This is a genomic window from Mycobacterium sp. ZZG, assembly GCF_054786995.1.
In genome coordinates this window covers 1-24,287 of record NZ_JBTBFV010000004.1, presented here as the reverse complement: position 1 = coordinate 24,287, position 24,287 = coordinate 1, and the positions used below count along the sequence as shown (strand labels likewise).

Annotated in this window: 23 protein-coding genes and 1 tRNA gene; 15 read left to right on the top strand and 9 right to left on the bottom strand. The window is 67.6% G+C overall.

Annotation, left to right across the window (positions count from 1 at the left end):
* The first annotated feature begins 12 nt into the window (after positions 1-12).
* Positions 13-1,431 (top strand): pyruvate kinase, encoded by a 1,419-nt coding sequence (pyk, locus tag ACXMYJ_RS03895; RefSeq protein WP_260752295.1) that lies wholly within the window; start codon positions 13-15, stop codon positions 1,429-1,431.
* Positions 1,432-1,448: 17 nt separating this feature from the next.
* On the top strand, positions 1,449-2,330 hold the full coding sequence (locus ACXMYJ_RS03890; RefSeq protein WP_260752296.1) for an acyl-CoA thioesterase II: 882 nt from the start codon (positions 1,449-1,451) through the stop codon (positions 2,328-2,330).
* Here ACXMYJ_RS03890 and ACXMYJ_RS03885 read toward each other — a convergent pair.
* The 6 genes from ACXMYJ_RS03885 to ACXMYJ_RS03860 all read right to left on the bottom strand — a co-directional run bounded on the left by ACXMYJ_RS03885 (position 2,314) and on the right by ACXMYJ_RS03860 (position 9,082).
* Complete coding sequence (locus ACXMYJ_RS03885; RefSeq protein ID WP_460354130.1) at positions 2,314-2,820, bottom strand: DUF4190 domain-containing protein; 507 nt, start codon at positions 2,818-2,820, stop codon at positions 2,314-2,316. The two genes, ACXMYJ_RS03890 and ACXMYJ_RS03885, sit on opposite strands and share 17 nt — an antisense overlap.
* A complete protein-coding gene (locus tag ACXMYJ_RS03880) occupies positions 2,817-4,295 on the bottom strand; it encodes an ATP-binding cassette domain-containing protein (RefSeq protein ID WP_460354127.1) in 1,479 nt (492 codons plus the stop codon). Before ACXMYJ_RS03880 ends, ACXMYJ_RS03885 begins: the two co-directional genes overlap by 4 nt.
* On the bottom strand, positions 4,282-5,901 hold the full coding sequence (gene cydD, locus ACXMYJ_RS03875) for a thiol reductant ABC exporter subunit CydD (protein WP_443186657.1): 1,620 nt from the start codon (positions 5,899-5,901) through the stop codon (positions 4,282-4,284). Before cydD ends, ACXMYJ_RS03880 begins: the two co-directional genes overlap by 14 nt.
* Positions 5,898-6,938, bottom strand: coding sequence for a cytochrome d ubiquinol oxidase subunit II (gene cydB, locus ACXMYJ_RS03870; RefSeq protein WP_443186612.1), 1,041 nt, complete (start codon positions 6,936-6,938; stop codon positions 5,898-5,900). The genes cydD and cydB overlap by 4 nt, the downstream gene beginning before the upstream one ends.
* Positions 6,939-6,947: 9 nt before the next feature.
* A complete protein-coding gene (locus ACXMYJ_RS03865; protein ID WP_260752301.1) occupies positions 6,948-8,408 on the bottom strand; it encodes a cytochrome ubiquinol oxidase subunit I in 1,461 nt (486 codons plus the stop codon).
* Positions 8,409-8,488: 80 nt separating this feature from the next.
* Positions 8,489-9,082, bottom strand: coding sequence for an HdeD family acid-resistance protein (locus tag ACXMYJ_RS03860; RefSeq protein WP_443186614.1), 594 nt, complete (start codon positions 9,080-9,082; stop codon positions 8,489-8,491).
* A 201-nt stretch (positions 9,083-9,283) separates the two neighbouring features.
* On the opposite strand from ACXMYJ_RS03860, the gene ACXMYJ_RS03855 reads away from it, so the two are divergent.
* From ACXMYJ_RS03855 to ACXMYJ_RS03825, 7 genes are read left to right on the top strand one after another with little or no spacing between them, the layout of a single operon-like run.
* Positions 9,284-10,204: an ABC transporter substrate-binding protein gene (locus ACXMYJ_RS03855; protein ID WP_443186615.1), complete on the top strand. Its 921-nt coding sequence runs from the start codon at positions 9,284-9,286 to the stop codon at positions 10,202-10,204.
* 15 nt (positions 10,205-10,219) lie between these two features.
* Positions 10,220-11,131, top strand: a complete 912-nt coding sequence (locus ACXMYJ_RS03850) for an amino acid ABC transporter permease (RefSeq protein WP_443186616.1) — start codon at positions 10,220-10,222, stop codon at positions 11,129-11,131.
* Positions 11,132-11,170: 39 nt separating this feature from the next.
* Entirely contained in the window at positions 11,171-11,923 is a 753-nt protein-coding gene (locus tag ACXMYJ_RS03845) for an amino acid ABC transporter ATP-binding protein (RefSeq protein WP_260758102.1), read from the top strand.
* The gene (gene macS / locus ACXMYJ_RS03840) at positions 11,920-13,053 is read left to right on the top strand and encodes a MacS family sensor histidine kinase (RefSeq protein WP_260752306.1); all 1,134 of its coding nucleotides are present in this window, start codon (positions 11,920-11,922) and stop codon (positions 13,051-13,053) included. Before ACXMYJ_RS03845 ends, macS begins: the two co-directional genes overlap by 4 nt.
* A complete protein-coding gene (locus ACXMYJ_RS03835; protein ID WP_260752307.1) occupies positions 13,050-13,694 on the top strand; it encodes a response regulator in 645 nt (214 codons plus the stop codon). Before macS ends, ACXMYJ_RS03835 begins: the two co-directional genes overlap by 4 nt.
* Positions 13,695-13,737: 43 nt before the next feature.
* Positions 13,738-15,525, top strand: a complete 1,788-nt coding sequence (locus tag ACXMYJ_RS03830; protein ID WP_460354122.1) for a DUF2339 domain-containing protein — start codon at positions 13,738-13,740, stop codon at positions 15,523-15,525.
* A 32-nt stretch (positions 15,526-15,557) separates the two neighbouring features.
* On the top strand, positions 15,558-16,061 hold the full coding sequence (locus ACXMYJ_RS03825) for a Dps family protein (RefSeq protein WP_460354119.1): 504 nt from the start codon (positions 15,558-15,560) through the stop codon (positions 16,059-16,061).
* On the opposite strand, the gene ACXMYJ_RS03820 is transcribed toward ACXMYJ_RS03825, so the two are convergent.
* Together ACXMYJ_RS03820 and ACXMYJ_RS03815 are read right to left on the bottom strand one after the other, a co-directional pair.
* Positions 16,036-17,364 carry an adenylate/guanylate cyclase domain-containing protein gene (locus ACXMYJ_RS03820; RefSeq protein WP_396884539.1) on the bottom strand — a complete coding sequence of 443 codons (1,329 nt, stop codon included), beginning with the start codon at positions 17,362-17,364 and terminating at the stop codon, positions 16,036-16,038. The genes ACXMYJ_RS03825 and ACXMYJ_RS03820 overlap by 26 nt on opposite strands.
* A gap of 78 nt (positions 17,365-17,442) precedes the next feature.
* Positions 17,443-17,519 (bottom strand) — tRNA-Leu (locus ACXMYJ_RS03815).
* A gap of 70 nt (positions 17,520-17,589) precedes the next feature.
* Here ACXMYJ_RS03815 and ACXMYJ_RS03810 point away from each other — a divergent pair.
* From ACXMYJ_RS03810 to ACXMYJ_RS03785, 6 genes are all read left to right on the top strand, one after another.
* Positions 17,590-18,219 (top strand): ANTAR domain-containing response regulator, encoded by a 630-nt coding sequence (locus ACXMYJ_RS03810; RefSeq protein WP_260752313.1) that lies wholly within the window; start codon positions 17,590-17,592, stop codon positions 18,217-18,219.
* Between the two features lie 224 nt (positions 18,220-18,443).
* Entirely contained in the window at positions 18,444-19,655 is a 1,212-nt protein-coding gene (locus ACXMYJ_RS03805; protein ID WP_260752317.1) for a branched-chain amino acid ABC transporter substrate-binding protein, read from the top strand.
* A 94-nt stretch (positions 19,656-19,749) separates the two neighbouring features.
* A complete protein-coding gene (locus ACXMYJ_RS03800; RefSeq protein WP_443186618.1) occupies positions 19,750-20,760 on the top strand; it encodes a branched-chain amino acid ABC transporter permease in 1,011 nt (336 codons plus the stop codon).
* Positions 20,757-21,902, top strand: a complete 1,146-nt coding sequence (locus ACXMYJ_RS03795; RefSeq protein ID WP_260752319.1) for a branched-chain amino acid ABC transporter permease — start codon at positions 20,757-20,759, stop codon at positions 21,900-21,902. The genes ACXMYJ_RS03800 and ACXMYJ_RS03795 overlap by 4 nt, the downstream gene beginning before the upstream one ends.
* Complete coding sequence (locus ACXMYJ_RS03790; protein ID WP_443186619.1) at positions 21,899-22,756, top strand: ABC transporter ATP-binding protein; 858 nt, start codon at positions 21,899-21,901, stop codon at positions 22,754-22,756. Before ACXMYJ_RS03795 ends, ACXMYJ_RS03790 begins: the two co-directional genes overlap by 4 nt.
* The gene (locus ACXMYJ_RS03785) at positions 22,743-23,504 is read left to right on the top strand and encodes an ABC transporter ATP-binding protein (RefSeq protein WP_460354113.1); all 762 of its coding nucleotides are present in this window, start codon (positions 22,743-22,745) and stop codon (positions 23,502-23,504) included. Before ACXMYJ_RS03790 ends, ACXMYJ_RS03785 begins: the two co-directional genes overlap by 14 nt.
* A 115-nt stretch (positions 23,505-23,619) precedes the next feature.
* Here ACXMYJ_RS03785 and ACXMYJ_RS03780 read toward each other — a convergent pair.
* Positions 23,620-24,287 (bottom strand): lipid-transfer protein (locus ACXMYJ_RS03780; protein ID WP_460354110.1); only part of this gene is annotated, 668 nt, incomplete at its 5' end.

Here is a 24,287-nt window from a genome sequence, read left to right as displayed (position 1 = left end):
TGCTCGGTAGCCGTGAATAGACGCGGGAAGATCGTCTGTACGTTGGGTCCGGCCACCGCCTCCGACGAGGCCGTCAGGCAACTCGTCGAGTCCGGGATGGACGTCGCCCGGCTCAATTTCAGCCACGGTGAGTACTCCGATCACGAAGCGAACTACAAGCGTGTCCGTGCCGCGTCCGACGCCACCGGGCGGGCCGTCGGAATCCTCGCCGACCTGCAGGGGCCGAAGATCCGGCTCGGCAGGTTCGCCGACGGACCCACCGTGTGGGCCAACGGCGAGACCGTCCGGATCACCACCGAGGACTTCCTCGGCAACCACGACCGGGTCTCCACCACCTACAAGCGGCTGGCCCAGGACGCCCGCCCCGGCGACCGGGTCCTCGTCGACGACGGCAACGTCGGTCTGGTCGTCGAGCACATCGACGGCACCGACGTGGTCTGCACCGTCACCGAGGGCGGCAAAGTCAGCAACAACAAGGGCATGTCCCTGCCCGGCATGAACGTCTCGGCGCCCGCGCTGTCGGAGAAGGACATCGACGATCTCGAGTTCGCGCTGCGCCTGGGCGTCGACCTGGTCGCGCTGTCGTTCGTGCGCTCGCCCGCCGACGTCGAACTGGTCCACGAGGTGATGGACCGTGTCGGCCGGCGGGTCCCGGTGATCGCGAAACTGGAGAAGCCCGAGGCCATCGACAACCTCGAAGCCATCGTGCTGGCGTTCGACGCGATCATGGTCGCCCGCGGTGACCTCGGCGTGGAGCTGCCGCTGGAGGAAGTTCCGCTGGTCCAGAAGCGCGCGATCCAGATGGCGAGGGAGAACGCCAAACCCGTCATCGTGGCCACCCAGATGCTGGAGTCGATGATCGAGAACTCACGGCCCACCCGGGCGGAGGCGTCCGACGTCGCCAACGCGGTGCTCGACGGCGCCGACGCGGTGATGCTGTCGGGGGAGACCTCGGTGGGTAAGTTCCCGTTCGAGACGGTGCGCACCATGGCGCGCATCATCTCCGCGGTCGAGGAGAACTCGGTGGCGGCGCCGCCGCTGACCCACGTGCCCCGCACCAAGCGAGGGGTGATCTCCTACGCCGCGCGCGACATCGGTGAACGCCTGGACGCGAAGGCACTCGTCGCCTTCACCCAGTCCGGCGACACCGTGCGCCGGCTGGCCCGGCTGCACACGCCGCTGCCGGTGCTGGCGTTCACCGCGCTGCCCGAGGTGCGCAGCCAGTTGGCGCTGACCTGGGGCACCGAGACGTTCATCGTCCCGCACATCGACACCACCGACGGAATGATCCGCCAGGTCGACCAGTCGATGCTCAACCTCGGCCGCTACAAGCGGGGCGACCTGGTGGTCATCGTCGCGGGTGCGCCGCCCGGCACAGTAGGCTCCACGAATCTGATCCACGTCCACCGCATCGGGGAGGACGACGTCTAGCCGCCGAGGGAGTGTCTGTGTCGCCACATGCCGACTTCGAGGAGCTGCTGGCGATACTCCACCTGGACCGGCTTGATGACGACACCTTCGTCGGCGTCCACCCGAGCAAGAACCCGGTCCGAACCTTCGGTGGGCAGATGATGGCGCAGGCGTTCGTGGCCGCCAGCCGCAGCCTGAACCATCCCACGCCCCCGAGCGCGCTGTCGGTGCACTTCATCGCTGGTGGTGATCCCGAGCAGGATCTGGAGTTCCGGGTGGTGAGGTTGCGCGACGAGCGGCGTTTCGCAAACCGCCGCGTCGACGTGATGCAGAAGGGCGAGCTGCTGACCACCGCGATGGTGTCCTACCTGGCCGGCGGAAAGGGTCTCGAACACGGCGTGGAGCCGCCGCCACCGACCGACCCGCTGTCGGTGCCGCCCATCGACGATCTGTTGCGCGGTTACGAGCAGGTGGTTCCGCATTTCGCCAACGCGTTGCGTCCCATCGAATGGCGGTACACCAACGACCCCGCCTGGATCATGCGGGACAAGGGTGACAAGCTCACCCACAACCGGGTGTGGATGAAGGCCCAGGGGGTACTGCCCGACGACCCCGTGCTGCACGCCGCGGCGATGGTGTACTCGTCCGACACCACGGTGCTCGACTCGATCATCACCACCCACGGATTGTCGTGGGGACACGACCGGATCTTCGCGGTCACCACCAACCATTCGGTGTGGTTTCACCGGCCGGTGCGGTTCGACGACTGGGTGCTGTACTCGACGACCTCCCCGGTGGCCGCGGAGTCCCGGGGGCTGGGCAGCGGCCACTTCTTCGACCGATCGGGTCAGCCGCTGGCCACGGTCGTGCAGGAGGGCATCGTCAAGTACTTCCCCGGGCGGGCTACGGCGTCGGAGTGACGGTGACGGAGAAGGACTCCTCGACCCGCTCGGTGAACTCGTCGGCACACCGCTGCACGGCCTCCTGGTCGGACCCGGCCCGCTGCAGGCAGTCGATGTAGTCGCCGCCACCGAGGTCGTTGAACAGCGCGACCCCCAACGTCGCATAGACCACGACCAGGACGAGCCCGGCGACGATCGACACGGCGCCCAGCACGATGCCGGCCAGGGCGACGCCGCCGTTGGTGGCCTCACCTCGCTTGACCCGGCCCCGGGCGACGAAGCCGAGCACGATCGCAGCGATGCCGAGCAGCACGCCGCCGGCGACCGTCCAGCACAGCAGCAGACCGACGATGGCCAGCACCAGCGCCGCGGTGCCCAGACCGTTCTTCGGGGCCGCCGGCGTCGGCGGGTACCCGCCGTATCCGCCATAGCCGCCGTACCCGCCGTAGGGCTGCGGCGGATAGCCGCCGGGGTAGCTGCCGGGCGGAGGAGGCGGCGGTTCGCTCATGCCGGTGAGATTACCGTCACAGGGACATCCCGGGGCAGATGATGAGTGGCAACGACGACCGTGCGGCCGGCGTCGAACATCGCCCCCGGCGTGAGGATGTCGGTCAGCATCCGGTCGGCGTCGGCCGCGTCGAGGTGCTCGGTCGGTTCGTCGAGAAGGATCGTCGGGGCGGTGGACACCAGCGCTCGGGCAAGCAGCAACCGCCGGCGCTGCCCGGCCGAGACCGCGGCGGCGCCGCCGACGAGTACCGTCGACAGCCCCTGAGGCAACCCGTCGAGCCACGCACTCAAACCGACGCGCCGCAACGCATCCCGCAGCTCATCGTCGGTCGCGTCCCCGCGTGCCACGAGCAGGTTGTCGCGCACCGTGGTGGAGAACAGGTGGGCATCTTCGGCGAAGAACACCCCCGGTGTCTGCATCAGCAGGGTGGTCTTGCCGCTGCCGCTCGGCCCGACCACCGCGAGGCGCTCGCCGGGCTCCAGGCGCAACGGGGCGACGACGGGCCTGCTGCGGTCGCCGTCTGCGGGTTCGGTGAGAGCGAGCAGACGCCGGGCGGCGATGCGCCCCCGGGTCAACGCCACGGCGGCGCCCGGCAACGCTGCGGTCGCCTCGAACGCCGCCAACGGCACCAGCATCAGGATCGCGAGGGTGGTGGGCGCGACGGTGCCCGCCAATGAGATTCCGGCGAACAGAGCCCCCAGCACGCTGACCCCGACGGCGGCGGTCGGTGCGGCCGCGGCGACGGCCGCCGGTGCCGCGGCCCGGTCGACCGCCCGGCCCCAGCGGCGCTGTTCGGCGCCCGCCTCGGCGATCACGTCGGCGAGTCGGCCGCTGACCCGCAGTTCGGGGGCGTGTTCGAGGGCCAGCATCACCGCGTTGTCGCGCTGTGAATGATGTTCGGTGGCAACGCTTTCCGCAGCTGAAGCGGCGCGGGCGGCCAGTGCCGGCGCCACCGCGCCGGCGATGAGGAGGCAGACCGTCAGCACCGCTGCCGTCGCCGGCGAGATGACGGCGATCACCGCGACGGCGGCCGCCCCCAGAACGGTGGCGACGCCGATCGGGACGACAGCCCGCACCACGACGTCGGACATCTCGTCCACCCCCGCACCGACGCGGGACACCAGATCGCCGCTGCTGCGCCGCATCACGACGTTCTCCGAGCCGTCGGCGAGCCTGGTGAACAACCGTGCCCGGGCGGTGCCTGCCGCCCGCAGCGCGGTGTCGTGTGAGGCCAGCCGCTCGCAGTACCCCAGCACGCCGCGCGAGATGCCCAGGGCCCTCACGGTGACCGCGGCGACGGTCAGGTGCAGCACCGGCGGCATCTCCCAGGCCCGGGTGATCAGCCACGCCGACACCGCGGTCAACGCCAGCGCGCTGCCGAGTGACAAGGCCCCCAGCAGCACGGCCAGCGCGATTCGTGGCGCCCGCGGGGCCAGCAGAGGCCACGCCTGGACGAGGGGGTCAGGACCGGACACGGTCACCGCCCATGTCCACCACCACATCGCCGATCGCCAGGACGGAGGCGCGATGTCCCACCACGATCACCGTGGCCCCGCCGGCGGCGCGACGCGCGATCGCCTCCAGCACCCGCGCTTCGGTGGGTCCGTCGAGGTGGGCGGTGGGTTCGTCGAACAGAACCAGCGGCGCCCCGGATCCGAGTACCCGGGCCAGTCCGAGTCGCTGCCGCTGCCCGAGCGACAGCCCGACCCCGCCGCGCCCCACCACGGTGTCGAGACCGGCGGGCAGCGTGGCGAGCACCTCGTCCAAACAAGCGTCCCGGCAAGCGGCTTCGAGATCATTCAGCGGGCCGAACAGCTCCAGGTTCTGCCGCACGGTGCCCGGGATCAGCACGGGTCTCTGCGCCAGCCATCCCACCTGCGACCACCACTGCCGCGTATCCAGGTCACCCACGTCGAGGCCGTTGATCTGGATCCGCCCGGCCGTCGGGCGGTCCAGGCCGAGGATCGCCTGTAGCAGCGTGGATTTGCCGATGCCGTTCGGACCGGTCAGTACCGTCACGCGGCCGGGCTGTGCCGTCATCGCCGGGACGTCGACCTCGACGGTGACCGCAGCACCCGGCACCGGCGCGTCTCCGGCAGGCGGCTGCCGGGCGGCGTCGATGAACCGGAACGCCGCCTGCACCGCCGTCTTGCCGTCCTGGGAGGCGTGGAATGCGGCTCCGACCCGGCGCAGCGGCCAGAACACCTCCGGGGCGAGCAGCAGCGCGGTCAGCCCGGCGGTCAAGGTCATCTCACCGAACACCAACCGCATGCCGACCCCGACCGCGACCAGCGCCACCCCGAGCGTGGCCAGCAATTCCAGCACCAGCGCGGACAAGAACGCGATGCGCATCGTGGCCATCGCCGAACGGCGGTGCGCGGCACCCAGTTCGGCGATCCGCTCCGCGGCCCCTTCTGCTCTGCCCAGCGCCCGCAGGGTGGGCAGGCCCGCCACCAGGTCCAGTAGCCGAGACTGCAACGTCGACATCGCCGTCAGCGCCGCTGCCGACCGGTCCGCCGTGGCCAGACCGACTAGGATCATGAACACCGGAATGAGCGGCAGCGCGATCAGCACGATCACGGCGGATTTCCAGTCGTAGAGCGCGATGACCACCGCGGTGGCCGGGGTCAGCACCGCGGCCAGGAACAGCGAGGGCAGGTAGGCGATGAAGTACGCCCGCAACCCGTCGAGTCCCCGGGTGATCACCACCGCGGCGTCGTCGCGGTGGGTGGCGAGCTCGCGCGGCGGCAGCGAGGTGGCCGCCGTCAACACCTGTTCGCTCAGGTCGGCGATGACGGCGCTGGCCCCGTGCTGGGCGAGCCGGCCCTGCTGCCACTGCACCAGGGTGCGAGCCGTCCACAGCGCCGCCAGGGTCGTGATCTGGGCGGCGAGCGCGTCGACGCTGCGGGAGGCCGGGTCGGTGATCACCCGGGCGACCACATCGGCAAGGACGACCGCCGAGGCGATCGTGCACGCCGCGATGAGCACGCCGCAGACCGTGGTGACGGCCAGGAATCGGCGCGTCGCCGTCGAGGCTCGCCACAGTCGCGGGTCGATCGGGGCGCGGGTGGGATCGGTCAGGACGGCCGCCTCGACAGTCCGATGGATTCCGGAATGGCCTCGGCGGTGACGCGTTTGCGGAACACCCAGTAAGACCAGGCCTGGTAACCCAGCACCAGCGGCAGCAGGGTCAGCGACGCCCACGACATGATCTTGAGCGTGTACGGCGTCGAGGACCCGTTGTAGATCGTCACGTTCCAGTCCGGGTTCAGTGTCGACGGCAGCAGATTGGGATACATCGAGCCGAAGATGAGCACTGCCACCGCGGCGATCACGATCACCATGGACACGAATGCGAGCCCCTCACGGCGCTGTCCCCACATCAGGGCCACCGCGGTCAGCAACGCGAGCACCGCGACAGCGAGCGCCCACCAGGTCCAGGTGCGGCCGTAGGCCAGCTGGGTCCACAAGCCGAAGCCGCCGGCGAGCACGATCGTCGGCACCGACATGATGCGGCCCACGCGGAAGGCGTCCTCGCGCAGGGCGCCCGCGGTGCGCAGCGCGAGGTAGACCGAGCCGTAGAACACGAACAGCGTCGCCGTCGCAAATCCGCCCAGCAAGGTGTACGGGCTGAGCACGTCACCGATGCCGGCATGGGCCTGGCCGTCGGCGTCGATCGGCAAGCCGCGCAACAGAATCGCGAATGCGACACCCCACAGGAACGCGGGTAGCCATGAGCCGAGCGCGATCCCGACGTCGGCCCAGCGCCGCCACTGCGGATCGTTGATCTTGCCGCGCCATTCGATGCCGACGATCCGCAGGATCATGCCGAACAGGATCGCCAGCAGTGGCAGGTACAGCGCCGAGAACAGCGTCGCGTACCAGTTGGGGAACGCGGCGAACATCGCTGCGCCCGCGGTGATCAGCCACACCTCGTTGGCGTCCCAGACCGGGCCGATGGTGTTGAGGACCGCGCGGCGCCGGTTGTCGGGATCGCCGGGCCCCATGGTGCCCATCGGGGCCATCAGCATGCCGACGCCGAAGTCGAAACCCTCGAGCACCAGAAAGCCGAGGAACAGCACGGCGATCAGGACAAACCACAGTTCCTGGAGTCCCATGACAATCTCCTAGTAGGCGAACGACAGGGGTGCGACGTCGTTCTCGTCGGGCGGTGCCGGAGGCGCCGGTTCGGAGTCGTGTTCCTGCGGGCCTTCGGTCACGTATCGCCGCAACAGGTAGAACCACACCACCGCCAGCGCGCCGTACAGCAGCGTGAACACCGCCAGCGAGAACATCACGGTGCCTGCCGCGTGGTTGGACACGCCCTCCTGCACGGTCATCCGGACCATCGGGTCACCCGTGGGATTGGGGACCACCACCCAGGGCTGCCGGCCCATCTCCGTGAAGATCCAGCCGGCCGAGCTGGCCAGGAACGGCGTTGGAAGGGTCAGCAGTCCGAAGGTTCCGTACCAGCGCTGGTCGGGGATCCGTCCCCGGCGGGTCAGCCAAAGGCTCACCAGCGCGAACGCCACCGGCACCAGCAGCAATCCGATCATCGCGCGGAATGACCAGTAGGTCACGAACAGGTTGGGGCGGTAGTTGCCGGGACCGAACTTCTGCTCGGCCGCGCGTTGCAGATCCTCGACGCCCTGCAGCGTCACACCGGAGAACTTGCCCTCGGCCAGGAAGGGCAGCACATAGGGAACCTCGATGAGGTGGATGACGCTGTCGCAGTTGTTGTGCGTCCCCACGGTCAGGATCGAGAAGTCGGGGTCGGTTGCGGTGTAGCACAAGGATTCCGCCGACGCCATCTTCATCGGCTGCTGGTCGAACATGAGCTTGCCCTGGATGTCGCCGGTGAAGAACAAGCCCGCGGCGGCGATCAGTGCGACCAGACTGCCCAGGATCGTGGCGGGGCGGTACATGGTCCTGGCTTCGACGTCTTCACCGCCGCGCCGCTGTGCGCGCACCATCAGCCACGCGCAGATGCCGGCGACGAACGCCCCGGCGGTCAGCAGTGCCGCGGTGATGGCGTGCAGCGAGGCCCAGATGGCGGTGTTGTTGGTCAGCAACGCCACGAAATCGACGAGTTCGGCCCGCCCGGTCTCCGGGTTGTAGCGCGCGCCGACCGGATGCTGCATGAAGGAGTTCGCCGCGATGATGAAGTAGGCCGAGGCGTTGACGCCGAACGCGACGATCCAGATGCAGGCCAGATGGACCAGGCGCGGCAACCGGTTCCAGCCGAAGATCCACAGGCCGATGAACGTGGACTCGAAGAAGAACGCGATCAGGCCTTCGAAGGCGAGTGGGGCGCCGAAGATGTCACCGACGAAGCGGGAGTACTCGCTCCAGTTCATCCCGAACTGGAACTCCTGCACGATGCCGGTCGCCACACCTATCGCGAAGTTGATCAGGAACAGCTTGCCGAAGAAGCGCGTCAGCCGGTACCAGGCGGTGTTGCCCGTGACGTGCCAAACCGTCTGCATGACGGCGATCAGCGGCGCCAGCCCGATGGTCAGCGGGACGAAGATGAAGTGATAGACGGTGGTGATTCCGAACTGCCACCGCGACACATCCAATGCGTCCATGCGCCACTCCCAGGCTCTACAAGTCCGATTTACGACAAAGTGTAGTAGAGGTCGGGCGTCGCATGGCTAGGACTTTCGTCTCATTCCGGCGCGGACGTGACGACCGGATCTCTGGTCGGCGCGAGGTTCTTACTGGCCGAGCGGATGCCGAAGGCCGACACCACCTCGAACACGCCGAGCACGATCAGCCAGATGCCGACGACCATCGTCAACGTGGCCAACGAGTCGAAGGGCGAGGCGAGCATGATCACGCCGGCGATGAGGCTGACCACGCCGATGAAGATCTCCCACCCTCGACCGGGCAGAGTCGGGTCACTGATGGCCGACACCGCGGTGGCCACCCCGCGGAAGATGAACCCGATACCGATCCAGATGGCCAGCAGCAGGATTGATTCCTGCAGGCTGCGGAAGCACAGCACCGCCAGGATCAGGGCGGCCGCGCCGCTGAGGAACAGCAGTACCCGTCCGCCGGCGGACACGTGAAGGCTGAACGCGAAGACCACCTGCGAGACGCCTGCGATCAACAGATAGGCGCCGAAGAAGATCGCGGCCACCACCACGGTGATGGCCGGCCAGACGAGCACCATGACGCCCAGCGCGACGGCGAGAAGGCCGGACACCAGCGCCGACTTCCACAGGTGCTGCAACATGCTTGGGGGAGCAGCGGTTTCCATGCGCGCAGTGTGACACACGGGCGACATGCCTACCCTGTTTTCGCAGTACGGCTGTGATGTCTCCATCGTGTCGTTAATGTCCTGTTACCGGCGCTGCGCGCCGGATCATCGGTCGTTAACGTTCCTGGCTGGGAATGCCTGGTTCTGAGGGGACTCAGGCGGAAACGCGGACGACCCGAAGAAGAAAGTAGAGGCAAACCTGTGTTGGGTGGAATCCAAGACCGCCGGACCAAGATCTGGCGCATCGCGGCCATCTTCGCTGCGACCGGCGCCCTGGCCCTGTCGGGCTGTTCGAGCAGCTCGGAGGAACCTAGCGACGAGGGATCCCCGACCGCGGCCGCGCCCGCGGAGAAGGTCGAGGCGATCGCGAACACCGTGCCGGAGGCCATCAAGTCGACCGGGAAACTCGTCGTCGGCGTGAACATCCCGTACGCGCCGAACGAGTTCAAGGACGAGAGCGGCAAGATCGTCGGCTTCGACGTCGACCTGATGAACGCCATCGCCGGCACCCTGGGTCTCACCCCGGACTACCGGGAGGCCGACTTCGCCAAGATCATCCCGTCGATCCAGGGCGGCACCTTCAACGTCGGCATGTCGTCGTTCACCGACAGCAAGGAGCGCGAGCAGCAGGTCGACTTCGTCACCTACTTCTCGGCCGGCACGCTGTGGGCGCAACCCGCCGGAGGCGACATCGACCCGGAGAACGCGTGCGGCAAGAAGGTCGCGGTGCAGGCGACGACGGTCCAGGAGACCGAAGAGCTGCCCGCGCGCAGCAAGAAGTGCACCGACGAGGGCAAGCCCGCGATCGAGGTCATCCCGTTCGACAGCCAGGACGCCGCCACGAACGCGGTGGTGCTCGGCCAGGCGGACGCCATGTCGGCCGATTCCCCGGTGACGCTCTACGCGATCAAGCAGACCAACGGCAAGCTCGAACAGGCCGGCGAGACCTTCGACTCGGCGCCCTACGGGTGGCCGGTCGCGAAGGGTTCCCCGTTGGCGCAGTCGCTGCTGCAGGCGCTCGAGCATCTGATCGAGAACGGAAAGTACAAGGAGATCGCCGCCAACTGGGGGCTCGAAGAGGGCATGATCGACAAGCCGGTGATCAACGGCGCGGTCTCCTAGGAGACGTTGACAGCGATGAGTGATGCCGGCACGCCGCCACAGTCGATCGACGCCGTCCCGCTGCGCCATCCGTGGCGGTGGCTGGCGGCGGCCGTCATCCTCGTCATGGTCGGGCTGTTCCTGTACGGGGCGGCGACCAACCCGGCCTACGGCTGGTCGACGTTCAGGGAGTACTTCTTCCACGAACGCATCCTGCTCGGCGTCTTCAACACGCTGCAGCTGACCATCTACTCGATGATCATCGGCATCGTGCTGGGTGTCGTTCTCACCGTGATGCGACTGTCTGACAACCCGGTGCTCAGTTCCGTGGCGTGGGTCTTTCTCTGGATTTTCCGCGGCACGCCGATCTACGTGCAGCTGGCGTTCTGGGGCCTGTTCCCCACGATCTACCGGAACATTCAGCTCGGCGTACCGTTCGGCCCGTCGTTCTTCCACATTGAGCTACAAGACCTTTCGATTCCGTTTGTGCTCGCGGTGATCGGACTGGGCCTCAACGAAGCCGCCTATATGGCCGAGATCGTGCGTGCCGGGATCATGTCGGTCCCCGAAGGTCAGATGGAAGCGTCGACGGCGCTGGGCATGTCGTGGGGCAAGGCCATGCGCCGAACCGTCCTGCCGCAGGCGATGCGCGTGATCATCCCGCCGACCGGCAACGAGCTGATCAGCCTGTTGAAAACGACGTCACTGGTCACCGCCGTGCCCTACGCCTTCGACCTGTACAGCATCGCCACCCGCGAGATCGCCGCCCGGATCTTCGAGCCGGTGCCGCTGCTCCTGGTCGCCGCTGCGTGGTACCTGGTGATTACGAGCATCCTGATGGTGGGCCAGTTCTACCTGGAGCGGTACTTCTCCAGGGGAGCCTCGCGCAAGCTGACCACAAAACAGCTTGAGGCTCTCGCGTTGGCACAACTGCCTCCGGTGAAATAGAGGACGGGTATGACGGCAGATGCAATCAGTGCGACGCCGATGGTCAAGGCGGAGTTGGTGTGCAAGGACTTCGGTGCGCTCAAGGTGCTCAAGGGCATCACACTGGATGTGCACAAGGGGCAGGTGCTTGTCCTGGTCGGCCCCTCCGGATCCGGTAAGTCAACGTTCCTGCGGTGCATCAATCACCTCGAGACCGTCAGCGCCGGCCGACTCTACGTTGACGGATCGCTGGTCGGCTACAACGAGCGCGGCGGCAAACTGCACGAGATGAAGCCTCGCGACGTGGCGCGGCAGCGCCGCGACGTGGGCATGGTGTTCCAGCATTTCAACCTCTTCCCGCACCGGACCGCGCTGGGCAACGTCGTCGAGGCGCCCATCCAGGTCAAGGGGGTCGGGAAAAAGGAGGCCACCGAGCGGGGCCGGGAACTGCTGGCGCAGGTCGGTCTGGCCGACAAGGCCGAAGCGTATCCGGCGCAGCTTTCGGGCGGTCAGCAGCAGCGCGTGGCGATCGCCAGGGCGCTGGCGATGAATCCGAAGCTGATGCTGTTCGACGAACCGACCTCGGCGCTGGATCCCGAACTGGTCGGTGAGGTGCTGGGCGTCATGAAGAAGCTGGCGTCCGAAGGCATGACGATGATCGTGGTGACCCACGAGATGGGCTTCGCCCGCGAGGTCGCCGACCAACTGGTGTTCATGGACGGCGGTGTGGTGGTGGAGCGCGGAGATCCGCGTGAGGTGATGGCCAACCCTCAACACGAACGGACGAAGGCGTTTCTCTCCAAAGTGATGTGACGCCCGATCCGGCCACGCCGCTGTGGCGGGCCGCCCAGGTGTTCCGGCTGCTCAGCTGCGTGTACGCGTTGGGCTTCCAGCTCGCGGTCAACGACGATCTCGAACATCCCGCGGCCGGCTGGGTGCTGTTCGTACTGCTGATCACCTGGAGTGCGGCCTGCGCGGTCGCCTATCTTCGTGGTTTCGGGCGGCGCCGCGCCTGGGTGCTGGCCGAGATCGCTGTCGTTGTCGCCCTGATGCTGTCCACGGAGCTGATCGCCTCCGATCAATGGGTACTGGACAACCAGTCGTGGCCGACCACGTTGTGGGCCACCAACGCCACGATCTCGGCGGCCATCCTGTCCGGACCGGTCGCCGGAATGATCGCAGGGGTGGCGGTGGTCGCGGCCAGCGCCGCGCTGAAGGGGTACGTCAGCATCGACGTCGGCCGCAACGCCACCATCGTGATCGAGTTGGCGGTCGGACTCGCGGTCGGTCTGGCCGCCCAGACGGCCCGCCGTGCGCACGCCGAACTGGAACGGGCCGCCCGGTTGTCGGCGTCGTTGCAGGAGAGGGAACGACTGTCCAGGCAGGTTCACGACGGGGCGATCCAGGTGCTGGCGTTGGTGGCCCGCCGCGGGCGTGAGATCGGGGGAGACACCGCCGCACTGGCCGAGCTGGCCGGCGAGCAGGAGCGGGCGTTGCGCCGGCTGGTCAGCACCGCCGAGCCCGCATCGCGCGACAGCCCGGCGTCCGACCTCGCCGCGATGCTGCGGCGCTGGGCATCGGATCGGGTGTCGGTCAGCGTGCCCGCCGATCCCGTGTTGCTCGACGCCGCCGTCGCCGACGAGTTGTGCGCCGCGATCGGCAACGCGCTCGACAACGTGGACCAGCATGCTGGAGCCGGGGCGCACGCGTATGTTCTTGTCGAGGACCTGGGCGACACGGTGACCGTCAGCGTCCGCGACGACGGCGTGGGCATACCGGAAGGGCGGCTGGCCGAAGCGGTCGCCGAAGGTCGTATGGGTGTCGCGAATTCAATTGTGGGAAGGATGAATTCGTTGGGCGGTCAGGCTGTGCTGAACACCGGCCCGGGGTTGGGTGTGGAGTGGGAGCTGACTGTGCCGCGTACCCCGGACGCATCGCGATGACCGGTCAGCCCATCTCGGTGATGGTGGTCGACGACCACCCGATCTGGCGTGACGCGGTGGCACGGGACCTGGCTGACGAGGGTTTCGACGTGGTGGCCACGGCGGACGGCGTGGCCTCGGCGAAGCGCCGCGCCGCAGTGGTGAAACCCGCTGTGGTGCTGATGGACATGCGGCTGGGTGACGGGGACGGCGCCCAGGCGACCGCCGAGGTCCTCGCGGTGTCCCCGGCGTCCCGGGTGCTGGTGTTGTCCGCCTCCGATGAGCGCGACGACGTGCTGGAAGCCGTCAAGGCGGGCGCGACGGGATACCTGGTCAAAAGCGCTTCCAAGCAGGTGCTGACCGACGCGGTGCGCGCCACCGCGTCGGGTCGGGCAGTGTTCACCCCCGGCCTGGCGGGTCTGGTGTTGGGGGAGTTTCGGCGCATCGAGCGCGACACCCCGGCCGGGCCCACGTTGACCGAGCGCGAGATCGAGATTCTGCGCCATGTCGCCAAGGGGCTCACGGCCAAGCAGATCGCGTCGCGACTGTCCCTGAGTCATCGCACAGTCGAGAACCACGTCCAGGCCACGTTCCGCAAACTGCAGGTCGGCAACCGCGTCGAGCTGGCCCGCTACGCGATGGAGCACGGTCTGGACGAGTAGTTGTACTCATCCGCCGGGGCGTGCCCGTTGTGACGATGGCGGTATGACGCAACCGCACACCGCCGTCATCACCCGGCTCTCCGCGGACTTCGCCGCGATCTCACGGCAATTGGCCAGGGTCTCTGCCGATCTGGCCGAACTGGACCGGATCCTGGCCGACCGCCCGGTACCTGTGCCACCGTCAGCGGCCCCGGCCCCGGCCCCGCCGCCGTACTGGCCGCAGTATGCCCCGGCGCCGCAGCGACCTTGGCCACCGCCGGTGCCTCCCGCTGGACCCGCCGCGCCCAGAAAGCCCATGGAACGTTCGGAGGGCTGGATCGGCAAGCTGCTGGCTGTCGCCGGGGTGGCGGTCACGCTGATCGGTGTCGTGCTGCTGCTGGTGCTTGCCGCCCAGGCCGGAATCCTGCGCCCCGAGTTCCGGGTCGGCGCCGGTGCCGTCCTGGCCGCGGGCCTGGTTGCGGCGGGATGGTGGCAGGACAGCCGGCCCGGGGGACGGGTGGGCGCGATCGCCCTGGTTGCCACCGGGGTGGCTGCGGCCTACATCGACGTCATCGCTGTCACGGCGATCTATGACTGGATGCCTGCAGCCATCGGGCTGATCGTTGCATCCGCGGTCGCGGCCGGCGGTCTCGCCGTGGCGCGGCGCTGGGATTCCCAGCACCTGGGCCTGCTCGTGCTGGCGCCGCTGATCGGACTGGCCCCGATCGTGACCGACGGAATCTCGCTGCTGCTGGTCGGATTCATGCTGACGCTGGCGGCGGTGTCGTTGCCCGTCCAGCTGGGCAGGGACTGGCTGTGGCTGCACGCCGCACGCATCGCCGCCGCGGTGCTGCCGCTGCTGGCGGCCCTGGCGGCCCGGCACATCGCCGGCCGGCATGATCTCTGGCTCGCCGGCGCGTGCGGAATCGCCGCCGCGATCGCGCTGACCGCGGCGCTGATCCTGTTGCCCGGCACCAGGAATCGCGCCGCGCTGGCGCTGCTGACCGCGGCCGGTCTGCTGCCCGTGCTCTGCGTGGGGTTGGCGGTGGACCGCATCGTCGCGGCATTGATGGCCGCGGCACTGGCCGCGGCGCTGCTGGCCGTCGTGCTCGTCGCCGACCGTTTGCCCGGGGTGTCGGGTGTGGTGCGGCAGGTGTTCGCGGCGACGTCGGCGATCGCCGCGCTGATCGCCGTGACCGCCGCGTTCGACGGCCGCGTCGCCGGGCCCGTGCTGCTGGCGATGGCGGTGGTGGCGGTGGCCGCACGGCGCGACACCGTCGCCCGCTGGGCGGCGATCGGCTTCGCGACCATCGGCGCCTGCGCGCACCTGAGCTATTCGCCGCCGGACATGTTGCTCGAGGCCACCCGGATCAGCACCGGCACCGGCGTCTCCACCCTGGTGTCCAGCCTCCTGCTGGCGGCTGCCGCGGTCGCGATCGTCTGGGCCTGGGATCCCACCGAGAGCGCATTGTGGCTGGGGGCCGCAGCGGTGGTCATCTACGCGGTCACGTCGTTCACGGTGACCGCCGGGGTGCTGATCTCCGACGGGGACGGGGGTTTCTTCGCCGGGCATATGGCCGCAACCATCTGCTGGATCGCGATGGCGGCGGCAGCGTTCGGCCTTGCCGCCCGCCTGCCGCGGGAGGCCCGGTCGGTCCCGATCAGCGGGGGATTGGGCCTGGTTGCCGCGGCCATGGCCAAGCTCTTCCTGTTCGACCTGGGCACGTTGGACGGGATGTTCCGGGTGGGGGTGTTCATCGCCGCCGGGCTCACCCTGCTCGGGATGGGCGCCGGGTACGCACGGTTGCTGGACAGGCAGGACAAGGAGGCTGTGACGAGGAACACCCGCTAAACTGGACTCAGTCTAAAAAAGGAGTGGTTGTCATGAGCATGAGCATCACGAAGAACGCACGCAGGACCGAAGCCGAGGTCGTCAATGTCCAGGCCTCTCCGGAGCTCGGCGCCGCACTTCAGCAGGTGTTGGTCGATCTGATCGAACTCCATCTGCAGGGTAAGCAGGCGCACTGGAACGTCGTCGGCACCAACTTCCGCGATCTGCACCTGCAGCTCGACGAGGTCGTCGACTTCGCGCGGGTGGCCAGCGACACCGTCGCCGAGCGGATGCGCGCCTTGGACGCGGTGCCCGACGGCAGGTCGGACACCGTCGCGGCGACGACGTCGCTGCCGGAGTTTCCCGCCTACGAGCACAGCACCGGTGACGTCGTCGACTTGATCACCGTCCGTGTCTACGCGGTGGTGGACACCCTCAGGTCGGTGCACGACACCGTCGACGCCGAGGATCCGAGCGCCGCCGACATCCTGCACCAGCTGATCGACGGGCTGGAGAAGCTGGCCTGGCTGGTCAAGTCGGAGAACCGGAAGGTGTGACACCCTCCGCGGAGCGGGGAAGTCGGCCACCCTCCGCCGAGCGGGCGCATCTGCCAGAGTCGGCCCGATGCCCCACCAGGTACCAGGTGTGCATCGGGCCTTTGCCCTTGATGTCGACGACGCCGCGTTCCTCGAGGACGAACTCGTGGCGTAGTCGCTCCTGCACCGTGTCCGGCACCTGAATTCGGCCTTCGACGTCGGTGGTCTCCATCCGCGACGCGACGTTGACCGCGTCACCCCAGACGTCGTAGAAGAACTTCTTCGCCCCGACGACGCCGGCGACCACCGGTCCGCTGGCCATGCCGATCCGCAGCGGGACGTCGCGTCCCTGCGGGTCCTTCAGGTCGGCGACCGCGTCGGCCATGTCCAGGGCGAGGTCGGCCAGCGCCTGAAGGTGGTCCGGCCGGGGAGTGGGCACCCCGGCCACCACCATGTACGAGTCGCCGCTGGTCTTGACCTTCTCCAGGCCGTGCCGGTCGACGAGCGCGTCCAGGTCGGTGTACAGCCGGTCCAGGAAACGCACCAGGTCGGCCGGCGCGGTCTCGCTGGCACGCGCGGTGTAGCCGGCGATGTCGGCGAACAGGATCGACGCGTCGTCGTACCCGTCGGCGATGACCGTGCGCGTGGGTTCCTTGAGCCGCTCGGCGATGGTCTCGGGAAGAATGTTGGCCAGCAGCTGTTCTGAGCGGTCGTACTCGGCCTCCATGGCGGCCTCGGCCCGCTCGATCTCGCGCAGGGTGTACCAGATCGTGGCCACGATCATCACCGCCGACCCCACCACCGAGCTGACGAAGCCGACGGTCAGCGTCCAGGACGGCCCGAGCCCCCGGTCGTGGGGCACGGTCAGTTCCAGCGCGATCGTCAGGGCCACACCGACCGCGGCGATGGCCGAGGCCAGCGCGATCCGCTCGATGCCGAGGATCAGCACCACCAGCGAGGACGCGACCAGGAAGTAGAACTGCAGTCCCGAGCCGGTACCGACGGTGTAGCAGAAGAAGCCGACCGAGGTGTAGGCGAAGACCACGAACGTCAGCGGGGCTACGAGTGGCCCGAGCGGACACAGCCGTGGGATCGCCAAAAACACTACGCCGCAACAGATGTTGATCGCGCCCACCCACCACAGCGCGCCGCCGAGGATCAACTGGAAGATTCCGAAACTGATCGACACGGCCGCGGCGATCCAGCTGGCGATCACCAGCACGCGCAGCCGCCGGGCCACACGGTCGTCGCGGTGCCGGCTCGGTGACCAGGGACGGCGGCCCAGCGTAACCTCGGGCACACAGACCGGCCGTAGGTTCCGCACCCGCAAAGGTTATCGCCGCGACGCCTGTCGACCTGGCGGAATAGGCGGATCGTCAGAGGCGCGAGTGCGCCGACCAGGTGGTGCCCTCGGTGAGATTCGAACTCACACTGTACGGGTTTTGAATCCGTTTCCTCTGCCAGTTGGGATACGAGGGCGCGCGGCCTACCACCATAGAGGATGGCCCCGCGCTCGCTCATCCCGCCTGCGCCGTTCACAATGTTGTCCATGTCTTCTGCTCCCGCGTCGCCGTCCGACTCCGTCGTCACGCCGCGCCGAGTCCTCGTGGCCGAGGACGAGGCCCTCATCCGGCTCGACCTGGCGGAAATGCTGCGCGAGGAGGGCTACGAGATCGTCGGTGAGGCCGGCGACGGTCAAGAGGCCGTCGAGCTGGCCGAGGCGCTGCGCCCGGATCTGGTGATCATGGACGTCAAGATGCCGCGCCGCGACGGTATCGACGCCGCCTCGGAGATCGCCAGCAAGCGCATCGCCCCGATCGTGATCCTGACCGCGTTCAGCCAGCGTGAACTCGTCGAACGCGCCCGCGACGCCGGGGCGATGGCCTACCTGGTCAAGCCGTTCAGCGTCACCGACCTCATCCCGGCGATCGAGGTCGCGGTCAGCCGCTTCAGCGAGATGGCCGAGCTGGAGAAGGAAGTCGCCAACCTCTCCGACCGGCTGGAGACCCGCAAGCTCGTCGAGCGGGCAAAGGGTTTGCTGCAGACGAAGCAGGGGATGACCGAGCCTGAGGCGTTCAAGTGGATCCAGCGCGCGGCGATGGACCGTCGTACCACGATGAAGCGGGTGGCCGAGGTGGTCGTCGAGACGCTGGACCCGCCCACCGACACGCCGTCGTAACCGGCGAAAATCCGGCGCGGCGCGGCCGCGCCGTTAACTCTGCGTTTCCACGCCGCGTCTTTTGACCGGTCACGCCGAATTATCCGCGCGACGCGTTTTCCAACAGCACGCACCGCGGGCATGCGTTGGTTATGGTCGTCGGCGAAGCATCGCCGCCGTGTCGTTTCGGTTTCTGGACGGTCCGGCCGACGGCGTCGAGCAGAACACTGAACCGGAGGTGATACGTGCGCGGTCGCGTGGCACGCAAGGCATTTGCTGTCGGAAGCGCGGGTCTGGTTGTGCTGGCCTTGGCCGGCTGCAGTCAGGGCACGCCCGAAGAAGAGGCGTCGCAGACGAACCTCAAGATCGTGGAAAAGGTGCAGATCGACGAGAACGGCGCCGAGGTCGCCGCGTCGCAGGGTGCTACGCCTGCCGACCCGGCCGGCGACGGAAACGCCACCTGCCCGCCGGTGTCCATCGCGATGGCCGGAGCGCTCAACGGCCCCGACGCCGCACTGGGCATCAACATCAAAAACGGTGTGCAGTTGGCGGTCGACAAGCACAACGCCGCCAACCCGGGCTGTCAGGTACAGCTCATCCCGTTCGACACCGAGGGAGATCCGCAGAAGGCCACCGGCATCGCCCCGCAGATCGTCAACGATCAGTACACGATCGGTCTGGTGGGACCGGCTTTCTCCGGTGAGACCAAGGCCACCGGCGGCGTCTTCGACCAGGCCGGTCTGGTCGCCGTCACGGCGTCGGCGACCAACGTCGACCTGTCCAAGAACGGCTGGAAGACGTTCTTCCGCGGGTTGGCCAACGACGGCGTGCAGGGCCCGTCGGTCGCCAACTACCTGAAGAACTCCCTGGGACACAAGAAGGTCTGCGTCGTCGACGACAGCACCGACTACGGTCTGGGTCTGGCACAGGCCGTTCGCGAGACGCTCGGGCCGGTGGCCGACTCGGCCTGCAACATCTCGGTGAAGAAGGGTGACAAGGACTTCTCGGCGGCTGTCACCCAGATCAAGGGCGCCGCTCCCGATTCGGTGTTCTTCAGCGGCTACTACGCCGAAGCGGCTCCGCTCGCGCAGCAGCTCAGGGACGGCGGCTTCGAGGGCGTCTTCGCCAGCGCCGACGGCACCAAGGACCCCGAGTTCGTCAAGCAGGCCGGCGAGTCGGCCAAGGGCGCTGTGTTGGCATGCCCCTGCGGGCCGGCCACCGGGTCTTTCGCCGATGAGTACACCGAGAAGTTCAATCAGGAGCCCGGTACCTACAGTGCCGAGGGTTACGACCTGGGCACGATCCTTCTGAAGGGCATCGACTCGGGTGCGATCACCCGGCCCGCGCTGCTCGACTACGTGCGTAACTACCAGGGCCAGGGTGTGGCCCGCGAGTATCAATGGACTCCGGAAGGTGAGCTCACCACCACTCTGATCTGGATCTACGACGTCCAGTAAGGGCTGAGGCGAAGCGCGTTCGAGACATCCGACTCGGGCGCGCTTCGTCGTTGTCGCACAAGAACTTCCGCATCGCTGAGGAGCCCACCGCCGGATGAACCTGGCCGCAAACATCAACTTCAACGTCGGAGCGCTGGTGGACAGCTTCTGGCAGTTGACGATCGACGGCCTGTCATGGGGAGCGATCTACGCCTTGGTCGCTGTCGGCTACACCCTCGTGTTCGGTGTGCTGCGACTGATCAACTTTGCGCACTCGGAGATCTTCATGCTGGGCATGTTCGGCGCGTACTTCGCGCTGGACGTCATCCTGGGTTTCACGCCGAGCGGCAACGCCTACAGCAAGGGCGTAGCCCTGACGATCGTCTATCTGGGCTTCGCGATGCTGTTCGCGATGCTGGTGTCCGGCAGCGCGGCCGTGGGATTGGAATTCATCGCCTACCGCCCGCTGCGCAAGCGCAATGCGCGGGCGTTGACGTTCCTGATCACCGCGATTGGGATGTCGTTCGTGCTGCAGCAGTTCGTGCTGTTCATCCTGCCCAAGCTGATACCGGGCTACGGCGGTCCGAACGCCCAGCAGCCCATCGTGCTGGTGCAGCCCAAGACCCAGTTCGAGCTCTTCGGGGTGGCCGTCTCGAACGTCACGGTCGTGATCGTGGTCTCAGCGCTCGTGCTCGCGGTGCTCACTGACACCGCGATCAACCGCACGAAGTTCGGCCGCGGCATCCGTGCCGTCGCGCAGGACCCGACCACGGCCACGTTGATGGGGGTCTCGCGGGAACGCATCATCATGACGACGTTCCTCATCGGTGGGTTGCTCGCCGGCGCCGCCGCGCTGCTGTACACCCTCAAGGTCCCGCAGGGCATCATCTACTCGGGCGGATTCCTGTTGGGTATCAAGGCGTTCTCGGCCGCCGTGCTCGGCGGGATCGGCAACCTGCGCGGGGCGCTGCTCGGCGGTCTGCTGCTCGGCGTGATGGAGAACTACGGGCAGGCCGTGTTCGGCACCCAGTGGCGTGACGTCGTCGCGTTCGTGCTGCTGGTGCTCGTACTGCTGGTTCGTCCGACCGGCATTCTCGGTGAGAGCCTCGGGAAGGCACGCGTATGACGCGAGTGATGGACTGGTGGGACGGACTGACCCGTCCGCAGAAGTGGGTGTTCGGGATCATCCTGTTCACCGGGATCGCGCTGTCCCCGCTCTTCACGCCGGCGTTCCTGGACACTCCGGGTATCAGCTTCGGCGGCACCATGGCCCAGTTCGCCATGGTGGCGATCATCGCGATCGGCCTCAACGTCGTCGTCGGTCAGGCCGGTCTGCTCGATCTCGGCTACGTCGGGTTCTATGCCGTGGGCGCCTACACGGTGGCGCTGCTCACCAGCCCCGAGAGCCCGTGGAACCAGATGAGTCCGAAGGGCATTCTCACCACGCCGTGGGCGTGGCTGGCCTGTGTGCCGCTGGCGATGGCGGTCACCGCGCTGTCCGGACTGATCCTCGGTACCCCGACACTGCGGCTGCGCGGCGACTACCTGGCGATCGTGACCCTCGGCTTCGGCGAGATCATCCGGCTGCTGGCCGACAACCTCGCCGACATCACCAACGGGCCCCGGGGACTCAACGAGGTCGCGTTCCCGCACTTCCGGGAGGACGCGCAGCACCCCGAAGGGGTGTTCTCCGTGGCGAATTCGAGCGGCGACGCGAACTACGGCACGTGGTGGTTCTGGTTGGGGCTCATCCTGATCGTCGGCATCCTGCTGCTCGTCGGCAACCTCGAGCGCAGCCGTGTCGGGCGCGCCTGGATCGCTGTGCGGGAGGACGAGGACGCCGCCGAGGTGATGGGGGTCAACGCCTTCAAGTTCAAGCTGTGGGCCTTCACCATCGGCGCGGCGATCGGCGGGCTTTCGGGCGCGCTGTACGCCGGGCAGGTTCAGTACGTGGCTCCGCCGACATTCAACATCATCAACTCGATGCTGTTCCTGTGCGCGGTGGTGCTCGGCGGGCAGGGCAACAAGCTGGGTGTGATCCTGGGTGCGTTCATCATCGTGTACCTGCCCAACCGCCTTCTCGGCGTTCACTTCCTGGGCATCGACATGGGCAACCTGAAATACCTGTTCTTCGGGTTGGCGTTGGTGGTGCTGATGATCTTCCGGCCGCAGGGTCTGTTCCCGGCACGCCAGCATCTGCTCACCTACTCCAGCGCCGCGCGCAAACTGCTGCGCACCCAGCCGACCGATACGGAGCCGGTCAAATGACGTCGCCCGACGAAGAGGTGTTCGAGGAGAGCATCGCCGAGATCGCCGGCGTGCACCGCGAGATCCGGGCTGACGAAGGCGAGGTCCTGCTGCAGACCACGGATCTGACCGTGAAGTTCGGTGGGCTCACCGCGCTGGATGCCGTCACGTTCAACATCCGCCGCGGGGAGATTCTGGGATTGATCGGACCCAACGGCGCCGGTAAGACCACCTGCTTCAACGCGATCACCGGTGTCTACCGACCGACCTCGGGATCGGTGACGTTCGACGGCTCGACGATCGAGCGGATCAAACGCCACCAGATCACCCGGCTGGGGATCGCCCGCACGTTCCAGAACATCCGGCTGTTCGGTGAGATGACCGCGCTGGAGAACGTCATGGTCGGTACCGACGCCCGGCACCGCACCTCGGTCCCCGGGGCGTTGATCCGCTCGCCGCGGCACCGCCGCGAAGAGCGGTCGGCGATCGAAAGATCGGCTGCATTGCTCCATTTTGTGGGGATTGCGCACCGCGGCGAGGAGAAGGCGAAGAACCTGCCCTACGGCGACCAGCGCCGGTTGGAGATCGCGCGGGCGCTGGCCACCGAACCCAAGCTGCTCTGCCTCGACGAGCCGGCGGCCGGCTTCAACCCGAGTGAGAAGTCGGCGTTGATCGACCTGATCCGCAAAATCCGCGACGAGGGTTACACCGTGTTGCTGATCGAACACGACATGCGACTGGTGATGGGGGTGACCGACCGCATTGTGGTGCTGGAGTTCGGCCGTAAGATCGCCGACGGACTGCCGGCCGAGATCCGCGAGGACCCGAAGGTCATCGCCGCCTATCTGGGAGTGCCCGACGATGAGCTCGCCTGAAAACACCGCCGCACAACCTGATTCCCGTCCGGTGTTGCTGGAAGTGCGCGATGTCGTCGTGCACTACGGCCGGATCAAAGCTCTGCACTCGGTGTCGCTGACCGTGCACGAGGGTGAACTGGTCACGCTGCTCGGGTCCAACGGCGCGGGCAAGACCACGATGATGCGCGCGATCTCAGGCCTGCTGCCGCTGACGTCGGGGTCGGTCTGGTTCGACGGCAGAGACATCAGCCGGGTCAAGGCGCACAAGCGGGTGGCCGACGGTTTGATCCAGGCGCCGGAGGGCCGTGGTGTCTTCCCGGGTATGACGATCATCGAGAACCTGGAAATGGGCTGCTACGGACGTAAATTCGCCTCGAAGGGCGAACACGACGAGCGCCTCGACTGGGTGTTGGAGACGTTTCCGAGGCTCGCGGAGCGTCGAAGCCAGGTCGGGGGAACGCTTTCGGGCGGGGAGCAGCAGATGCTGGCAATCGGCCGGGCGTTGATGGCGCGGCCGAAAGTGCTGCTGCTCGACGAGCCGTCGATGGGGTTGGCGCCGATGGTGATCTCGCAGATCTTCAAGATCATCGCCGAGATCAACGGGACCGGCACCACGGTGCTGCTGGTCGAACAGAACGCCCAGCAGGCGTTGAGCCGCTCGGACCGGGCCTACATCCTGGAGACCGGGGAGGTCACCCGCACCGGCGATGCTCGGACATTGTTGGCCGACAAGAGTATCCGCGCGGCCTACCTCGGCGTGGCCTGATCTCTCCGCCCCCCCTTTTTTCGGTGCACTTTCCTACTCGCGAGCGTGCGTGTCTGCGGGCGACATGCCGGGTAATTCGGCGATTCTGCGCACGCTCGCGCGGGGTGGGGGTGTTTTAGGTGGCGAGGATGACTGAGGAGCCGTGGCCGAAGAGGCCTTGGTTGGCGGTGATGCCGACGGTGGCGCCTTCGACTTGGCGGCCGGTGGCTTGGCCTTTGAGTTGCCAGGTCAGTTCGCAGACTTGGGCGATGGCTTGGGCGGGGATGGCTTCGCCGAAGGAGGCCAGCCCGCCGGAGGGGTTGACCGGGATGCGGCCGCCCAGGGTGGTGGCGCCGGTGCGTAGGAGGTGTTCGGCCTCACCTTTCGCGCACAGGCCGAGGTGTTCGTACCAGTCCAGTTCCAGCGCGGTGGACAGGTCGTAAACCTCGGCCAGACTCAGGTCTTCGGGGCCGATGCCGGCTTCGGCGTAGGCGGCGTCGAGGATCTGGTCTTTGAACACCCGCTCGGGTCCGGGGACCACGGCGGTGGAATCGGTGGCGATGTCGGGCAGCTCGGGCAGGTGCTGGGGGTATTGGGGGGATTGCAGGCTGATCGCGCGCACCGAGGGGACTCCCTCGACCGAACCCAGGTGTTTTTCGGCGAAGGCTTTGGAGGCCACGATGAGGGCGGCGGCGCCGTCGCTGGTGGCGCAGATGTCGAGCAGGCGCAGCGGGTCGGACACCACCGGGGAGGCCAGCACATCGTCGACGGTGGCTTCTTTGCGGTAGCGGGCGTTGGGGTTGG

Bases quoted from the DNA above. Each gene is read 5' to 3' on its own strand.
- ACXMYJ_RS03885 (WP_460354130.1), bottom strand. From the start codon at position 2,820: ATGAGCGAACCGCCGCCTCCTCCGCCCGGCAGCTACCCCGGCGGCTAT.
- cydB (WP_443186612.1), bottom strand. From the start codon at position 6,938: ATGGGACTCCAGGAACTGTGGTTTGTCCTGATCGCCGTGCTGTTCCTC.
- ACXMYJ_RS03865 (WP_260752301.1), bottom strand. From the start codon at position 8,408: ATGGACGCATTGGATGTGTCGCGGTGGCAGTTCGGAATCACCACCGTC.
- ACXMYJ_RS03860 (WP_443186614.1), bottom strand. From the start codon at position 9,082: ATGGAAACCGCTGCTCCCCCAAGCATGTTGCAGCACCTGTGGAAGTCG.
- ACXMYJ_RS03850 (WP_443186616.1), top strand. From the start codon at position 10,220: ATGAGTGATGCCGGCACGCCGCCACAGTCGATCGACGCCGTCCCGCTG.
- ACXMYJ_RS03845 (WP_260758102.1), top strand. From the start codon at position 11,171: ATGGTCAAGGCGGAGTTGGTGTGCAAGGACTTCGGTGCGCTCAAGGTG.
- ACXMYJ_RS03835 (WP_260752307.1), top strand. From the start codon at position 13,050: ATGACCGGTCAGCCCATCTCGGTGATGGTGGTCGACGACCACCCGATC.
- ACXMYJ_RS03830 (WP_460354122.1), top strand. From the start codon at position 13,738: ATGACGCAACCGCACACCGCCGTCATCACCCGGCTCTCCGCGGACTTC.
- ACXMYJ_RS03825 (WP_460354119.1), top strand. From the start codon at position 15,558: ATGAGCATGAGCATCACGAAGAACGCACGCAGGACCGAAGCCGAGGTC.
- ACXMYJ_RS03810 (WP_260752313.1), top strand. From the start codon at position 17,590: ATGTCTTCTGCTCCCGCGTCGCCGTCCGACTCCGTCGTCACGCCGCGC.
- ACXMYJ_RS03800 (WP_443186618.1), top strand. From the start codon at position 19,750: ATGAACCTGGCCGCAAACATCAACTTCAACGTCGGAGCGCTGGTGGAC.
- ACXMYJ_RS03795 (WP_260752319.1), top strand. From the start codon at position 20,757: ATGACGCGAGTGATGGACTGGTGGGACGGACTGACCCGTCCGCAGAAG.
- ACXMYJ_RS03790 (WP_443186619.1), top strand. From the start codon at position 21,899: ATGACGTCGCCCGACGAAGAGGTGTTCGAGGAGAGCATCGCCGAGATC.
- ACXMYJ_RS03785 (WP_460354113.1), top strand. From the start codon at position 22,743: ATGAGCTCGCCTGAAAACACCGCCGCACAACCTGATTCCCGTCCGGTG.